Genomic DNA, 14,679 nt, shown 5'->3' with positions numbered 1-14,679 from the left:
GCCGGGTGACCCCGTAAAACCCTTGCAAGGCCTCGATCCGCCCGCCGTAGGGTGACGCCTGTGCCCGAGCTGCCCGAACCACGCATCCGCACCGCCCGCACCGAGGACGGCGACGAACTGGCCCTGCTCGACCGGCTCGCCTGGTCGCCCCTGCACGCGGTGACGCCCGAGCCGCAGCCGCCGTACGCTCCCTTCTTCAGCGAGCGGCACGCCCCCGACGACTGCCTGGTCGCCGAGCTCGGCGACCGTCTCGTGGGCTACGTCCTCCTCGGTTTCCCCACGCCGGTCGACTCGAACCGGCACGTCCGCCAGATCCAGGGCCTCGCCGTCGCCGGGGAGGCGCGCGGCCGCGGGGTCGGGCGGGCACTGGTCCGGGCCGCCGTCGAAGAGGCCCGCCGGCGCGGCGCCCGCCGCATCACCCTGCGCGTCCTCGGGCACAACACCCCGGCCCGGGCGCTCTACGCGGCCGAGGGCTTCGCGGTCGAGGGGATCCTGCCCGAGGAGTTCCTGCTCGACGGGACCTACGTCGACGACGTGGCGATGGGACGCTTCCTCTGAGCCCGGCGCCGGCCGTGAGCCGGTACTACGACGCGGCCAGGTCCCCCGTGTCCACCGGTGCCGTCGCGCCCGCCGCGCTGCGCGCGTCGGAGGCGACCTCGTCCGCCGTCAGGACGTAGCCCGTCTCGGCGTCCGAGGTGGAGCGGGCGAAGACCACACCGAACACCCGGCCGTCCGTGGTGAGCAGCGGGCCGCCGGAGTTGCCCGGCCGGACCGTGGAGCGGATCGAGTAGATCTCCCGGGTGGCCGTCCCGTCGTTGTAGATGTTCTGGCCCGTGGCCCGCACCCGGTTGGCGACCGTCGCGGCCTGGAGGTTCAGATCGCCGTCCTGCGGATAACCGGCGACGACCGCCGAGTCACCGCGCTCGGCGTCGTCGTCGAACCGCAGCACGGGCGCCCTGAGGCCCGGCACGTACAGCACGGCCACGTCCTTCTGCGGGTCGAAGAGCACCACCCGCGCCTCGTACGTCCGCCCGACGCCGCCGATCTGGACGGTCGGTTCGTCGATGCCCGCCACCACATGGGCGTTGGTCATCACGCGCTCGCGCGCGAAGACGAACCCGCTGCCCTCGCGTCCCTGGGTGCCCGCGACGCCCTCGACCTTCACCGTGCTCCGCTTGGCTGCGTCGGTGGCGGCCGCGGTGACGCTGTCGCCGGTCGGTCTGGCGACCTCGGCCGTCGACTCGTTCTCGAAGGGGTTGAAGACCTGCGGGAAGCCCGCCTGTGTCAGCGCGGACGTGGCCCCCGAGAACCAGGCCGGGGTGGTGTCCGGCATCGTCCGCTGCACGGCGCCGAGCAGCCGCGAGTCCCGGATCGCCGAGGTGACCAGCGGTGACGAGGAAGCGCCCAGGACACTCGCGGCCACCCACGCCACGATGAGAACGGCCACCGCGTTGGCCACCGCCCCGCCGACCCCGTCCGCCACCCGCAGCGGCCCGCGGTCCAGCTCCCGCCGCAACCGCAGCGCGAGGCGTCCCGCCAGCTCGTGTCCCACCACCGCCGGGAGGAGCACCGTGAACACCGCCGTCAGCGTCGCCCGGGTCGTGCCGGCCTCCACCAGGTCCATCACCCACGGCAGGACCCACACGCCGACGACCGCACCGCCCACGAAGCCCGCCAGCGACACACAGCCGGCCACCAGCCCGCGCCGGTAGCCGGACGCCGCGTAGGCCAGGACGACCAGCAACAGCAGGATGTCGAGCAGGTCCACGCACGCCGCCTTTCTCTCGGGACCCCTTAATACGCGGGGGGAGGGCCCGGTGATCAGTCACACGCGCACGGGTGATCGGAATCGGTCGCGAGCGTGCACATGGAAAAACGCCGCGGACCGTGACGATGGTTCCACCGGGTGGCACATCACACATCGCGGACGGACCGGATCAGGCCGACAGTGGGACCATGCGTGTCTTCCGAAGACGGCGGGGCGCACGCGGGCGCTCCGCCGACCGGGCGCCCGGCATAGCCGGCCTGCCGCGCACGGCCCGCGTGCTGCTGGGCTGTCTGCCGGGCGCCGCCGCCGTCGTGGCGCTGTTCCTGTGTGCCCACGGCGTGGAGAACGCCGCCGACACCGGCTCCCGCGCCGCCCCGCCCCGCTCCCCGGCCAGGTCCCACACCGCCCCGCGCCCGCCCATCGAGCCGAGAGCGCACTGGCTGGGCGACGCCGCCCGCGCACAGCCACGCCCCCGCTACGACGACCGGGTCGCCGCCGTCTTCGTCCACCACACCGACTCGCCCAACGGCTACGACTGCGCCGACGCGCCCCGCATCATCCGGGACCTCTACACCGGCCAGACCGGCACCCGCGACTGGGACGACATCGGCTACAACTTCGTCGTCGACCGCTGCGGCACCATCTACGAGGGGCGCGCCGGAGGTGTGGAGCGGGCCGTCACCGGCGCCCACACCCAGGGCTTCAACCACCGCACCGCGGGCATCGCCGCCCTCGGCACCTTCACCGAGGGCATGCCCGTCCCCCAGCCCATGATCCGCGCGATCGCCGCGCTCTCGGCCTGGAAACTCGGCCTGAGCGGCACGGACCCGCGCTCGGACGTCCGCCTGGTCTCCAGCAACGGCCTGAGCCGGTACGCGGCCGGCACCACAGCCCGCCTGCCCGCCCTCGCGGGCCACAACGACGGCTACATGACCAGCTGCCCGGGCGCCGCCCTGCACGCCCGCCTTCCCGAGATCCGGGAGCTCGCGGCCCGTCTCCAGGGCCGGCCGGACGGCCCACAGCAAGGCCACAGCGAACGCGCAGCGTCCTGAGATCCCGGTCTCCTACGGTCGTCCCCACAGGCAGCCGACTGGAGGTGGGGACCATGAACAACGGTCGTACGAAGGCCAGGCACACGGGGAGCGCCGGGGAGCCGGGTACGCGGGCGGTGGCCGCGCGCGGCCCCTGGGCGGTGCTGTGCGCGGTCGTGACCGTCGTACTGGGCCCGGCCGCGGTCACCGCCTCCGCGCTCGACCAGGCCAACGCCGCACCGCTGCACCACGCGGCGCGGGCCGATGGGACGCACGCGTACATCCCCTCCGACACGAGCCGCCGCCGGGCCGCCTGATCAGCCCCGGAAGCGCTGCCACAGCCGCGGATAGCGCTCGGCCAGCAGCCCCTCGTTCTCGAAGTCGAGCGGCGTGCCCTCCGGTTCCGGGGGTGCCGGCGCGATCTCCAGGTCGGGGGCGACCACGCCGGTCAGCTGCTCGTAGGCCTCGTCCGCCGCGTAGCCGAGTTCCTCGCCGTCGCCGTCGATCTCCTCGTCGAAGTCGTCCAGCAGGTCGGCGAGCGCGTCCGGGTCGTGCACGGCACCCTCGAACACCTCGCGCCCCTGGCCGATCAGCCAGCACCGGAAGAAGTCGAAGGCGTCGTCGCTCGCCCCGTCGAGCAGCACCCAGGCGGCGCCCCACAGGTCCCAGCGGTAGGCGCGGTTGTAGCGGGACTCGAAGTGCCGTGCGAAGTCCAGGACCGAGTCCGGATCCAGCTGGGCGAGCCGGTCCACGAGCAGGTCCGCCTGCTCCTCCGGGTCGCCCTCGGCGGCCTCCCGGGCGTCGTCCACCAGCTCCCAGAACTCCGTCTCGTCCATCACGGGTCAAGCATCGGGCCTGGGACACAGGGGCGCACCCGGAGTGGGCGGGATCGTTATGCGCCGTCCCCGGACCGGTAGAGCCGGGCCAGCCGCGCCGCGTCCCCGGCGAACCGCTCGCGCAGGCCCTCCGGCGCCAGTACCTCCACCTCCGGACCCAGCGCCGCCAGCTGGGTATGCGCGACCTCCTCGGACTCCACCGGCAGGGCCACCGTCACCCAGCCGTCCGCGTCCGGGGCGTCCGCGTCCGCCAGAGCCTCCCGGGAGCCCGAGTCGAGGGCGTACGGCAGTGCGCGCACCCCTTCGGGGGACAGCCGCACCACGACCCGCACCCGCAGGAGGGACCGCGCGAACTGCGCCGCCCGCTCCTCCCAGAACGCCGGCAGGTCGAAGTCCGAATCCCGCTCGAAGCGCTCCCCGCCGGTGTCCACCGCCGTGAACCGGTCGATCCGGTAGACCCGGAACGACCCGGGCCCGGCCACCCGGGCGCACAGGTACCAGACGCCCGCCTTCAGCACGAGCCCGTACGGCTCCAGTTCCCGGACGACCTCGTCCTCCCCGCGCCGGTAGCGCGCGCCGATCCGCCGGTCGTCCCACACCGCGTCGGCGACGGCCGGCAGCAGCGCGGGCGTCTTCGGCTCCCGGAACCAGTTCGGTGCGTCCAGGTGAAACCGCTGGGCGGCCGACCGGGAGGCGTCCCGCAGGGAGGGCAGCAGCGCGGCCGACACCTTCAGCCGGGCGGCCGAGGCGGCGTCCTCCAGGCCCATCTCGCGCAGCGCCCCCGGCACCCCGGACAGGAACAGCGCCTCGGCCTCACCGCGGTGCAGCCCCGTCAGCCGCGTCCGGTACCCGCCGACCAGCCGGTAGCCGCCGGCCCGGCCCCGGTCCGCGTACACCGGCACGCCCGCCTCCGACAGCGCCTGCGCGTCGCGCGTCACCGTCCGTTCCGACACCTCCAGCTCCCGGGCGAGCTCGGCGGCCGTCATGGAGGGCCGGGACTGGAGGAGCAGCACCATCTTGATCAGCCGGGCAGCACGCATGGCGACATCATGCAGCAGGCCCCCGCCCGAGGTGTCCCGGGCGGGGGCCTGCCGGTCAGCGGTCGGTGATCACAGACCGTACTGCTCGCGCGCTTCCTTCACGGACGCCGCCTTCACCTCGCCGCGCTTGGCGAGCTGCGCCAGGGCCGCGACGACGATCGACTCCGCGTCCACACCGAAGTGGCGGCGGGCCGCCTCACGGGTGTCCGAGAGGCCGAAGCCGTCGGCGCCCAGCGAGGACCAGTCCTGCTCGACCCACTGCGCGATCTGGTCCGGGACCTGGCGCATGTAGTCGGAGACCGCCAGCACCGGGCCCTCGGCGCCCTGGAGCGCCTGCCGCACGAACGGCACCCGCTCCTCGCCGCGCAGCAGCGCCTCGTCCGCCTCCAGGGCGTCCCGGCGCAGCTCGCTCCAGGACGTCGCCGACCACACGTCGGCCGCCACGCCCCACTCCTCGGCGAGCAGCCGCTGCGCCTTGAGCGCCCAGTGGATCGCCGTACCGGAGCCGAGCAGCTGGATCCGCGGGGCGTTCGCCGGGGGCGTGATGCCCGCCGACTCCGCCGTGTTGAAGCGGTACAGGCCCTTGACGATGCCCTCGTCGACGCCGTCGGCGGACGGCTTCGCGGGCTGCGGCATCGGCTCGTTGTAGACGGTGAGGTAGTAGAAGACGTTCTGGTCCTCACCCGGGGCCGCCTCGCCGTACATCCGGCGCAGACCGTCCTTGACGATCGTCGCGACCTCGTAGGCGAACGCCGGGTCGTACGTCAGCGCCGCCGGGTTGGTCGCCGCGATCACGGGGGAGTGGCCGTCGGCGTGCTGCAGGCCCTCACCGGTCAGGGTGGTGCGGCCGGCCGTGGCGCCGACGAGGAAGCCGCGGCCGAGCTGGTCGCCGAGCTGCCACATCTGGTCGGCCGTGCGCTGCCAGCCGAACATCGAGTAGAAGATGTAGAACGGAATCATCGCCTCGCCGTGCGTCGCGTACGACGTCGAAGCGGCGATGAAGTCGGCCATCGAACCGGCCTCGGTGATCCCCTCGTTGAGGATCTGGCCGTTCTGGGCCTCCTTGTAGTACATGAGCTGGTCACGGTCGACCGGCTCGTATGTCTGGCCCTTCGGCGAGTAGATGCCGAGCGACGGGAACAGCGACTCCATACCGAAGGTGCGTGCCTCGTCCGGGACGATCGGCACCCAGCGCTTGCCGGTCTCCTTGTCGCGGACCAGGTCCTTGACCAGGCGGACGAACGCCATGGTGGTGGCCACGTTCTGCGAGCCGGAGCCCTTGTCGAAGGACGCGAACGCCTTCTCGGCGGGCGCGGGCAGCGGGGCGACCGGGTGGACGCGCCGGGCCGGGGCCGGGCCGCCGAGGGCGGCACGCCGCTCCTGGAGGTAGCGGACCTCGGGGGAGTCGGCGCCCGGGTGGCCGTAGGGCACCACGCCGTCGACGAAGTCGCTGTCCTTGATGGGCAGCTCCAGCAGATCGCGCATGTTCTTGAACTCGTCCACCGAGAGCTTCTTCATCTGGTGGTTGGCGTTCTTCGACGCGAAGCCCTCACCCAGGGTGTGGCCCTTGACCGTCTGGGCCAGGATCACGGTCGGCGCGCCCTTGTGCTCGACGGCCGCCTTGTACGCGGCGAACACCTTGCGGGACTCGTGACCACCGCGCGAGAGGTGGAAGCACTCCAGGATCTTGTCGTCGCTCAGCAGCTTCGCCATCTCCACGAGCGCCGGGTCGCCGCCGAAGAAGTCCTGGCGGATGTAGGCCGCGTCGCGGGTCTGGTACGTCTGGATCTGCGCGTCGGGTACCTGGCGCAGGCGGCGTACGAGCGCGCCGGTGGTGTCGAGCCGGAACAGCTCGTCCCAGGCCGTGCCCCACAGCGTCTTGACGACGTTCCAGCCGGCGCCGCGGAACTGGGCCTCCAGCTCCTGCACGATCTTGAAGTTGGCGCGGACCGGGCCGTCCAGGCGCTGCAGGTTGCAGTTGATGACGAACGTGAGGTTGTCCAGCTCCTCACGGGCCGCGAGCGCCAGGGCCGCCGTCGACTCGGGCTCGTCCATCTCGCCGTCGCCGAGGAACGCCCACACGTGCGAACCGGCGGTGTCCTTGATGCCGCGGTTGGCCAGATAGCGGTTGAAGCGCGCCTGGTAGATCGCCGACAGCGGGCCGAGGCCCATGGAGACCGTCGGGAACTCCCACAGCCAGGGCAGGCGGCGCGGGTGCGGGTAGGAGGGCAGGCCGTTGCCGCCCGCCTCCCGGCGGAAGTTGTCGAGCTGCTCCTCGTTCAGACGGCCGTCGAGGAACGCGCGGGCGTAGATGCCGGGGGAGGCGTGGCCCTGGATGTAGAGCTGGTCGCCGGAGCCGTCGGCCTCTTTGCCCTTGAAGAAGTGGTTGAAGCCCGTCTCGTACAGCCAGGCGGCGGAGGCGAAGGTGGCGATGTGGCCGCCGACGCCGTACTTGCTGCCGCGGGTCACCATCGCGGCCGCGTTCCAGCGGTTCCACGCGGTGATCCGCTGCTCCAGCGCCTCGTCACCGGGCACGGCCGGTTCGGCGGAGGTCGGGATGGAGTTGACGTAGTCGGTCTCGAGGAGCTTCGGCAGCGCGATGCCGGCGCCCTCGGCGCGCTCCAGCGTGCGGCGCATCAGGTATGCGGCACGGTGCGGCCCGGCAGCCTTGGTGACCGCGTCCAGGGAGGCCTGCCATTCGGCGGTCTCCTCGGGGTCCCGGTCGGGGAGCTGGTCGAGCTCGCTCGGCTGGATGGCGTTGGGGTCGGTCATGTCGCCGCCTTCCTCAGTCGAAGGGGGTTCCCTCACATGCGGGGATCGGGGGTGCCCTTTGTCTTTGGCAGGACAGGGCGGAGGGCTTGGGTGGCAAGCCCGTCGGCGACTGTAACTCCCTGATCGATGATCGATCAAAGGGTTGAGGGGTAAAACCTCTTGATCACGAGAAAGTAGGCACGGGGTGCCTCGGCCGGTGGCACGCGGTGACTGGTTTTCGAATGGTTTCCGCAGGTCGGAGGCTTTTGAGCGGGTATGTGCTCGAGTGTCACGCCCGGGGCGCGCAGCCCAGGACGTGCGCCTTCACGAGTTCGGCGATCCGGGGGTCACGGCGCTTGAACGCGGCGACGAGCTCCTCGTGCTCCTCGGCGTACGACTGCTGCTGCGTGCCCAGCCAGCGGATGGACAGGGCCGTGAACACCTCGATGCCGAGGCCTTCCCAGGTGTGCAGCAGGACGGAGTTGCCGGCGGCGCGGACCATTTCGCGGTGGAAGGCGACCGTGTGGCGGACCTGGGCGGTGCCGTCGGCGGCATGGTCGGCCTCGTACAGGGCGGTGACATGGGGCTCCAGCGCCGTGCAGTCCTCCGCCAGGCCCTGGGCGGCCAGCTCCGCGGCGATCGCCTCCAGGCCGGCCCGGACCGGGTAGCTCTCCTCCAGGTCGGCGGCCGTGAGGTTGCGGACGCGCACGCCCTTGTTCGGAGCGGACTCGATCAGCCGCAGGGACTCCAGCTCGCGCAGGGCCTCGCGGACCGGGGTCTGGCTGACCTCCAGCTCGGTGGCGATCCGGCGCTCGACGATCCGCTCGCCCGGCTGCCAGCGTCCGCTGATGATCCCCTCCAGGATGTGCTCGCGGATCTGCTCGCGGAGCGAGTGGATGACGGGCGCGGTCATGAGGGCTCCTCAGTCGGGATTGACGTTTAGACAATACGGCCGGTTCGCTCCGCGGGTGGGGCGGGTGGGGGCGTCTTGGTGCAGGTGAGACGAGACTTACACGGGGGGCGGTGCTGTTCGGGCGCCGTGGGGGTGTGCGTGTCCTTCGGCTGACCGTCGTGTGTGGCTGATCGCGCGGTTCCCCGCGCCCCCGAAGCACGTGCAGCGGGCCTACCTCAAGGGGCGCCGGGAACTGCGCGACCAGCCCACGACTACCCGCACCCGCCCGACGACCGGTCACACCGAGCTCTCAGGCGCCCTGCTCCCGAAAAACGCCGTGCCCCGCCCGGAGACGTTCCGGACGGGGCACCGCGGCAGGATCGAAACCCTGGTGTGGCTACAGGCCGAGCTCGACCTCGAACTCGCCCGCCTCCAGGATGGCCTTGACCGCCGTCAGGTAACGGGCGGCGTCGGCACCGTCCACCAGGCGGTGGTCGTAGGACAGGGTCAGGTACGTCATGTCGCGGACGCCGATGACCGTGCCCTCCTCCGTCTCGATGACGGCGGGACGCTTGACCGTCGCGCCGATGCCGAGGATGGCGACCTGGCCCGGCGGCACGATGATCGTGTCGAAGAGCGCGCCGCGCGACCCGGTGTTGGAGATGGTGAAGGTCGCGCCGGACAGCTCGTCCGGGGTGATCTTGTTGGCGCGGACCTTGCCCGCCAGGTCGGCCGTGGCCTTGGCGATGCCGGCGAGGTTGAGGTCACCGGCGTTCTTGATGACCGGGGTCATCAGGCCCTTCTCGGAGTCCACCGCGATACCGATGTTCTCGGTGTCGAAGTAGGTGATGGTCCCCTCGGCCTCGTTGATCTTGGCGTTGATCGGCGCGTGCGCCTTCAGCGCCTGGGCCGCGGCCTTGACGAAGAACGGCATCGGGGAGAGCTTGACGCCCTCACGCGACGCGAACGCGTCCTTGGCACGGGCGCGCAGCTTCATCAGACGGGTGACGTCGACCTCGACGACCGAGGACAGCTGGGCCTGCTCGGTCAGGGCCTTGACCATGTTGTCGCCGATGACCTTGCGGATCCGCGGCATCTTCACGGTCTGGCCGCGCAGCGGCGACGCCTCCAGCACCGGGGCCTTCTTCGCGGCCGACGGGGCGGCAGCGGCGGGGGCCGGGGCGGCGGCGGCGCTCTTCGCGGCCTCGGCGGCGGCGACGACGTCCTGCTTGCGGATCCGCCCGCCGACGCCGGTGCCCTTGACGGTGGCCAGGTCGACGCCCTGCTCGGCGGCGAGCTTGCGCACCAGCGGGGTGACGTAGGCGCCGTCGTCGGCCGGCTTGGCGGCGGGAGCGGCCGGGGCCTGGGCCGGAGCCGGGGCGGGCGCGGGAGCGGCCGGAGCCGGCTCGGGAGCCGGGGTGACCTGCTGCTGCGGGGCCGGGGCGGACGGGGCCTGCGGGGCCGGGGCGGGCTGTGCCGGGGCCGGAGCCGGAGTGGGCTCGGGCTGGGCCGGAGCGGCCGGGGCCTCCTGCGCCGGGGCGGCGGCCGGAGCGGCACCCGCCTCGCCGATCACGGCGAGCTTGGCGCCGACCTCGGCGGTCTCGTCCTCGCCGACGACGATCTCCAGCAGCGTGCCCGAGGTGGGCGCCGGGATCTCGGTGTCGACCTTGTCGGTGGAGACCTCGAGCAGCGGCTCGTCGGCCTCGACGGTGTCGCCGACCGACTTCAGCCAGCGGGTGACGGTGCCTTCGGTGACGGACTCGCCGAGCGCGGGCAGGACGACGTCCGTGCCCTCGGCGGAACCGCCGCCGGCGGCGGCGTCGGCGGAGGGAGCGGGCGCCGGGGCGGCCTGCTCGGTGGACGGGGCGGCCGGGGCCGGCTCGGGAGCGGGCTCGGCGACCTGCTCGGCCTGCGGGGCCTGCTCGGCGGCGGGCGCGCCGCTGCCGTCGTCGATCAGGGCCAGCTCGGCGCCGACCTCGACCGTCTCGTCCTCGGCGACCTTGATGGACGCCAGGACACCGGCGGCGGGCGAGGGGATCTCGGTGTCGACCTTGTCGGTCGACACCTCGAGCAGCGGCTCGTCGGCCTCGACGCGCTCGCCCTCGGCCTTCAGCCAGCGGGTGACAGTGCCCTCGGTGACGCTCTCACCGAGCGCCGGAAGGGTTACGGAAACCGCCATGGTTTCGGTTGCTCCTTACGGAAAGTGCGGAAGTCTGTGTCGTCGCGTGTGTCGACCGAGGGGTCAGTCGTGCGCGTGGAGGGGCTTGCCTGCGAGGGCCAGGTGGGCCTCGCCGAGCGCCTCGCTCTGGGTCGGGTGGGCGTGGATGAGCTGCGCGACCTCGGCGGGCAGCGCCTCCCAGTTGTAGATGAGCTGGGCCTCGCCGACCTGCTCGCCCATGCGGTCGCCGACCATGTGGACGCCGACGACGGCACCGTCCTTGACCTGGACGAGCTTGATCTCGCCCGCGGTGTTCAGGATCTTGCTCCTGCCGTTGCCCGCGAGGTTGTACTTCAGAGCGACGACCTTGTCCGCACCGTAGATCTCCTTGGCCTTGGCCTCGGTGATACCGACGGAGGCGACCTCCGGGTGGCAGTACGTCACCCGCGGGACACCGTCGTAGTCGATCGGAACGGTCTTCAGACCGGCCAGGCGCTCCGCCACCAGGATGCCCTCGGCGAAGCCGACGTGCGCGAGCTGGAGGGTCGGGACCAGGTCACCGACGGCGGAGATGGTCGGCACGTTCGTGCGCATGTACTCGTCGACCAGGACGTAGCCGCGGTCCATCGCGACGCCCTGCTCCTCGTAGCCCAGGCCCTGGGAGACCGGGCCGCGGCCGATGGCCACCAGCAGGACCTCGGCCTCGAACTCCTTGCCATCGGCCAGGGTGACCTTGACGCCGTCCTGGGTGTACTCGGCCTTCTGGAAGAAGGTGCCCAGGTTGAACTTGATGCCGCGCTTGCGGAACGCGCGCTCCAGCAGCTTGGAGGAGTTCTCGTCCTCGACCGGGACGAGGTGCTTCAGGCCCTCGACGATCGTGACCTCGGTCCCGAAGGACTTCCACGCGGAGGCGAACTCGACGCCGATGACGCCGCCGCCCAGGATGATCGCGGACTTCGGCACGCGGTCCAGGACGAGGGCGTGGTCGGAGGAGATGATCCGGTTGCCGTCGATGTCCAGGCCCGGCAGCGACTTCGGCACGGAGCCGGTCGCGAGCAGGATGTGGCGGCCCTCGACGCGGCGGCCGTTCACGTCGACGGACGTGGGGGAGGACAGGCGGCCCTCACCCTCGATGTAGGTCACCTTCCGGGAGGCGACGAGCCCTTGCAGGCCCTTGTACAGGCCGGCGATCACGCCGTCCTTGTACTTGTGGACCCCGGCGATGTCGATGCCCTCGAAGGAGGCCTTCACACCGAACTGCTCGCTCTCACGCGCCTGGTCGGCGATCTCGCCCGCGTGCAGCAGGGCCTTGGTGGGGATGCATCCCCGGTGCAGGCAGGTGCCGCCGACCTTGTCCTTCTCGATCAGGGCGACGTCCAGGCCCAGCTGCGCCCCGCGCAGGGCCGCGGCGTAACCACCGCTGCCACCGCCGAGGATCACTAGGTCGAAAACGGTGCTGGCGTCGTTCGCCACGTCACGTCCTCCATGCATGTGCGCCGTGAGCCGGTCTTCAGTGACCGGCAGGCGGCTGGTGTCCGGCCGCTCGTTCTTCGGCCCTTCGGTGGGGCCCTGTCCTGCCGTGCCCCATCTTCGCACTTGTCGGCACACTAGGAGACGCCGGGCTGCGGTGTGAGACGCCCCACGTTCAGATGAGCTGTCGGGTAGGTGCCCCGAAGGGGCGCGGGGAACTGCGCGAACAGCCCCCACGCCCCCGCACTCGCCACACAACGGGCGAGACCGAGCTCTCAGGCGGCGATCAGCCCAGATCGCCCGCAGCCGTCAGCTCCGCCAGCCGCACCAGCGTCCGCACAGCCGTCCCCGTGCCGCCCTTCGGGGTGTACCCGAAGGGCCCGCCCTCGTTGAACGCCGGCCCGGCGATGTCCAGGTGCGCCCACGTGATGCCCTCGCCCACGAACTCGCGCAGGAACAGACCGGCGACCAGCCCGCCGCCCATCCGCTCGCCCATGTTCGCGATGTCGGCCGTGGCCGAGTCCATCCCCTTGCGCAGGTGCTCCGGCAGCGGCATCGGCCACGCCGGCTCCCCGACTTCCTCGGCGGCCTCGACCAGCGCCGCACGGAACGCGTCGTCGTTGCCCATGATCCCGAACGTCCGGTTGCCCAGCGCCAGCACCATCGCCCCGGTCAGCGTCGCCACGTCCACGATGGCGTCCGGCTTCTCCTGGGAGGCGGCCCACAGCGCGTCGGCGAGCACCAGCCGGCCCTCGGCGTCGGTGTTGAGCACCTCCACCGTCTTGCCGCTGTACATGCGCAGCACGTCACCCGGACGAGTCGCGGACCCGGAGGGCATGTTCTCGGCCAGGGCGAGCCAGCCGGTGACGTTGACCTCCAGGCCGAGACGCGCGGCGGCGACGACCGCGGCGAACACCGAGGCCGCACCGGCCATGTCGCACTTCATCGTCTCGTTGTGACCGGCCGGCTTGAGCGAGATACCGCCCGAGTCGTAGGTGATGCCCTTGCCGACGAAGGCGAGGTGCTTCTTCGCCTTGGAGGAGGTGTAGGACAGCTTGACCAGGCGCGGGGTGGCCGCGGAGCCGGAGCCGACGCCGAGGATGCCGCCGTAGCCGCCCTTGGCCAGGGCCTTCTCGTCGAGCACCTGGATCTTGATGCCGTGTTCCTTCGCCGCCGCCTGGGCGATCGCGGCGAACGACTCGGGGTTGAGGTCGTTCGGCGGGGTGTTGACCAGGTCGCGGGAGCGGTTGAGCTCCTCGGACACGGCGACGGCGCGCTCGACCGCGGCCTTGTACGCCTTGTCGCGCGGCTTGCCGCCGAGCAGGACGACCTCGGCGAGGGGAGCCTTGCCGTTCTTCGCCTTGGGGTCCTTGCCGTTGTCCTTGTAGGCGTCGAAGGAGTACGCGCCGAGCAGCGCGCCCTCCCCGATCGCACCCGCGGCGGCGGCGTCGCCGAGCGGCAGCGCGAAGGCGGCCTTCTTGGACCCGGCCAGGGCGCGGGCGGCGACGCCGGCGGCCTTGCGCAGGGCCTCGGTCCCGTAGTCGGCGTCCTTCTCCGGGACCGCGCCCAGACCGACCGCCAGGACGAGCGGTGCCTTGAAGCCGGACGGTGCCGGCACCTTCGTCACCTCGCCCTCGCCGCCGGAGGCGCCGAGCGTCTCCAGAACGCCGGCGAGCCTGCCGTCGTACGCCTTGTCCACGGCCTCGGCGCCCGGTGCGACGACCGGCCCCTTGGCACCCTTGGCGACACCGATCACGATCGCGTCGGCCCGCAGACCGGACGCCGCGGCGGTGCTGAGAGTGAGAGCAGTCACGGTGGTGAAATCTCGCTTCCGATGTGAAGTTGCTGGGGTCGAACGGTGTGGGTCGACCGGGCCCGACAGCCGACCTTATGCCGACCTTCCAGGACGGGTGTCACGGGGCCTTCCCCGGTGCGGCGAACACTCGACGACGAGACTACGCGCGTGGCCTCGTACGCTCATTCCTGCGGGCGTTCACCTGTAGGTGGCGTAGTGGCCGTTTCCTGCTCCCTCACACCGGTGACCCGGGTCACACGGCCCGGGCGCCGCCCCCGGCCGCGACGGGCCTGCCGATCCCGATACCGGTGACGGAGGTGCCCGCGCACCGGTCGGCGAGGGAGCGGCGGCCGGGGGAGAGGACCGGCAGCGCGTTCAGCAGGAACAGCACCACCGCGACCGCCCACACCAGCACCGACAGCACGACCTGGCCCTCGACCAGCAGCACGCAGGCCACGGCGTACACGGCGACGTCCGCGGCGGTGGTGACCGCGGCCCGGCGCGCCGCCCTGACCCTGCGCGGGGAGTCCGTCGTGACCTTCAGCCCCACCAGGGCCTTGCCGACGGTGCGCCCGGCCAGGGACAGGCACGCCCACTGGTAGAGGAACACCGTCAGCACCAGCAGCCCGAAGGCCTGCTCGACGTACAGCACCGACTTGTCCCACAGCGAGAGTCCGAGGTCCTGTGAGGCGTCGAGTACGTCACCGCGCGAGGTCAGCAGGTCGAAACCGCCGCGCGTGGCCAGCTCGGGCACGTCGGTGACGAGCGCGGAGACCCGGTGGAAGGTGAGCACGGCGAGCGCCGAGGCCAGCGCCACCACCAACGCGAAATCCACGAACCAGGCCAGGGCGCGGCGCAGCTTCGGCATGAACGTCCCCCGATCACTTGGGTGTCGGGGCAGGAAGCTAGTGCCGTGGCAGGCGCAGGAGAGGCACGGG

The 14,679-nt window shown here is 72.0% G+C and carries 12 protein-coding genes; 3 read left to right on the top strand and 9 right to left on the bottom strand.

The genetic code is table 11. The features are described 5' to 3' along the window. Positions 1–60: 60 nt before the first annotated feature. Positions 61–558 (top strand): GNAT family N-acetyltransferase, encoded by a 498-nt coding sequence (locus tag ADK65_RS21655; RefSeq protein ID WP_107092346.1) that lies wholly within the window; start codon positions 61–63, stop codon positions 556–558. A gap of 25 nt (positions 559–583) precedes the next feature. Here the strand turns inward: ADK65_RS21655 and ADK65_RS21650 are convergent, their stop codons facing one another. Continuing rightward, positions 584–1,768, bottom strand: a complete 1,185-nt coding sequence (locus tag ADK65_RS21650; protein ID WP_053671992.1) for a MarP family serine protease — start codon at positions 1,766–1,768, stop codon at positions 584–586. A gap of 275 nt (positions 1,769–2,043) precedes the next feature. On the opposite strand from ADK65_RS21650, the gene ADK65_RS21645 reads away from it, so the two are divergent. Further along, positions 2,044–2,820, top strand: coding sequence for a peptidoglycan recognition protein (locus ADK65_RS21645; protein WP_234352932.1), 777 nt, complete (start codon positions 2,044–2,046; stop codon positions 2,818–2,820). Between the two features lie 53 nt (positions 2,821–2,873). Next, complete coding sequence (locus ADK65_RS21640; RefSeq protein ID WP_053671990.1) at positions 2,874–3,116, top strand: hypothetical protein; 243 nt, start codon at positions 2,874–2,876, stop codon at positions 3,114–3,116. Here ADK65_RS21640 and ADK65_RS21635 read toward each other — a convergent pair whose 3' ends face one another. From ADK65_RS21635 to ADK65_RS21600, 8 genes are all read right to left on the bottom strand, one after another. Continuing rightward, the gene (locus ADK65_RS21635) at positions 3,117–3,635 is read right to left on the bottom strand and encodes a DUF4240 domain-containing protein (RefSeq protein ID WP_053671989.1); all 519 of its coding nucleotides are present in this window, start codon (positions 3,633–3,635) and stop codon (positions 3,117–3,119) included. A 56-nt stretch (positions 3,636–3,691) separates the two neighbouring features. Then, the gene (locus tag ADK65_RS21630; RefSeq protein ID WP_053671988.1) at positions 3,692–4,675 is read right to left on the bottom strand and encodes a helix-turn-helix transcriptional regulator; all 984 of its coding nucleotides are present in this window, start codon (positions 4,673–4,675) and stop codon (positions 3,692–3,694) included. Between the two features lie 69 nt (positions 4,676–4,744). Beyond that, a complete protein-coding gene (aceE, locus tag ADK65_RS21625) occupies positions 4,745–7,447 on the bottom strand; it encodes a pyruvate dehydrogenase (acetyl-transferring), homodimeric type (RefSeq protein WP_053671987.1) in 2,703 nt (900 codons plus the stop codon). Positions 7,448–7,715: 268 nt separating this feature from the next. Next, positions 7,716–8,339 (bottom strand): GntR family transcriptional regulator, encoded by a 624-nt coding sequence (locus ADK65_RS21620; protein WP_053671986.1) that lies wholly within the window; start codon positions 8,337–8,339, stop codon positions 7,716–7,718. A gap of 376 nt (positions 8,340–8,715) precedes the next feature. Next, complete coding sequence (sucB, locus tag ADK65_RS21615) at positions 8,716–10,497, bottom strand: 2-oxoglutarate dehydrogenase, E2 component, dihydrolipoamide succinyltransferase (RefSeq protein WP_053671985.1); 1,782 nt, start codon at positions 10,495–10,497, stop codon at positions 8,716–8,718. A 63-nt stretch (positions 10,498–10,560) separates the two neighbouring features. Beyond that, a complete protein-coding gene (lpdA, locus tag ADK65_RS21610) occupies positions 10,561–11,949 on the bottom strand; it encodes a dihydrolipoyl dehydrogenase (RefSeq protein WP_033312603.1) in 1,389 nt (462 codons plus the stop codon). Positions 11,950–12,232: 283 nt separating this feature from the next. Beyond that, positions 12,233–13,759, bottom strand: coding sequence for a leucyl aminopeptidase (locus ADK65_RS21605; protein WP_053671984.1), 1,527 nt, complete (start codon positions 13,757–13,759; stop codon positions 12,233–12,235). A gap of 235 nt (positions 13,760–13,994) precedes the next feature. Continuing rightward, the gene (locus ADK65_RS21600) at positions 13,995–14,609 is read right to left on the bottom strand and encodes an RDD family protein (RefSeq protein ID WP_053671983.1); all 615 of its coding nucleotides are present in this window, start codon (positions 14,607–14,609) and stop codon (positions 13,995–13,997) included. Positions 14,610–14,679: the final 70 nt, after the last annotated feature.

The sequence above is a fragment of the Streptomyces sp. NRRL B-1140 genome (genome assembly GCF_001280065.1).
In the GTDB taxonomy this organism is placed as follows: Bacteria; Actinomycetota; Actinomycetes; order Streptomycetales; family Streptomycetaceae; genus Streptomyces.
The sequence above is the reverse complement of the archived record's forward strand: the minus strand, read 5'-3'. Positions and strand labels throughout refer to the sequence as shown.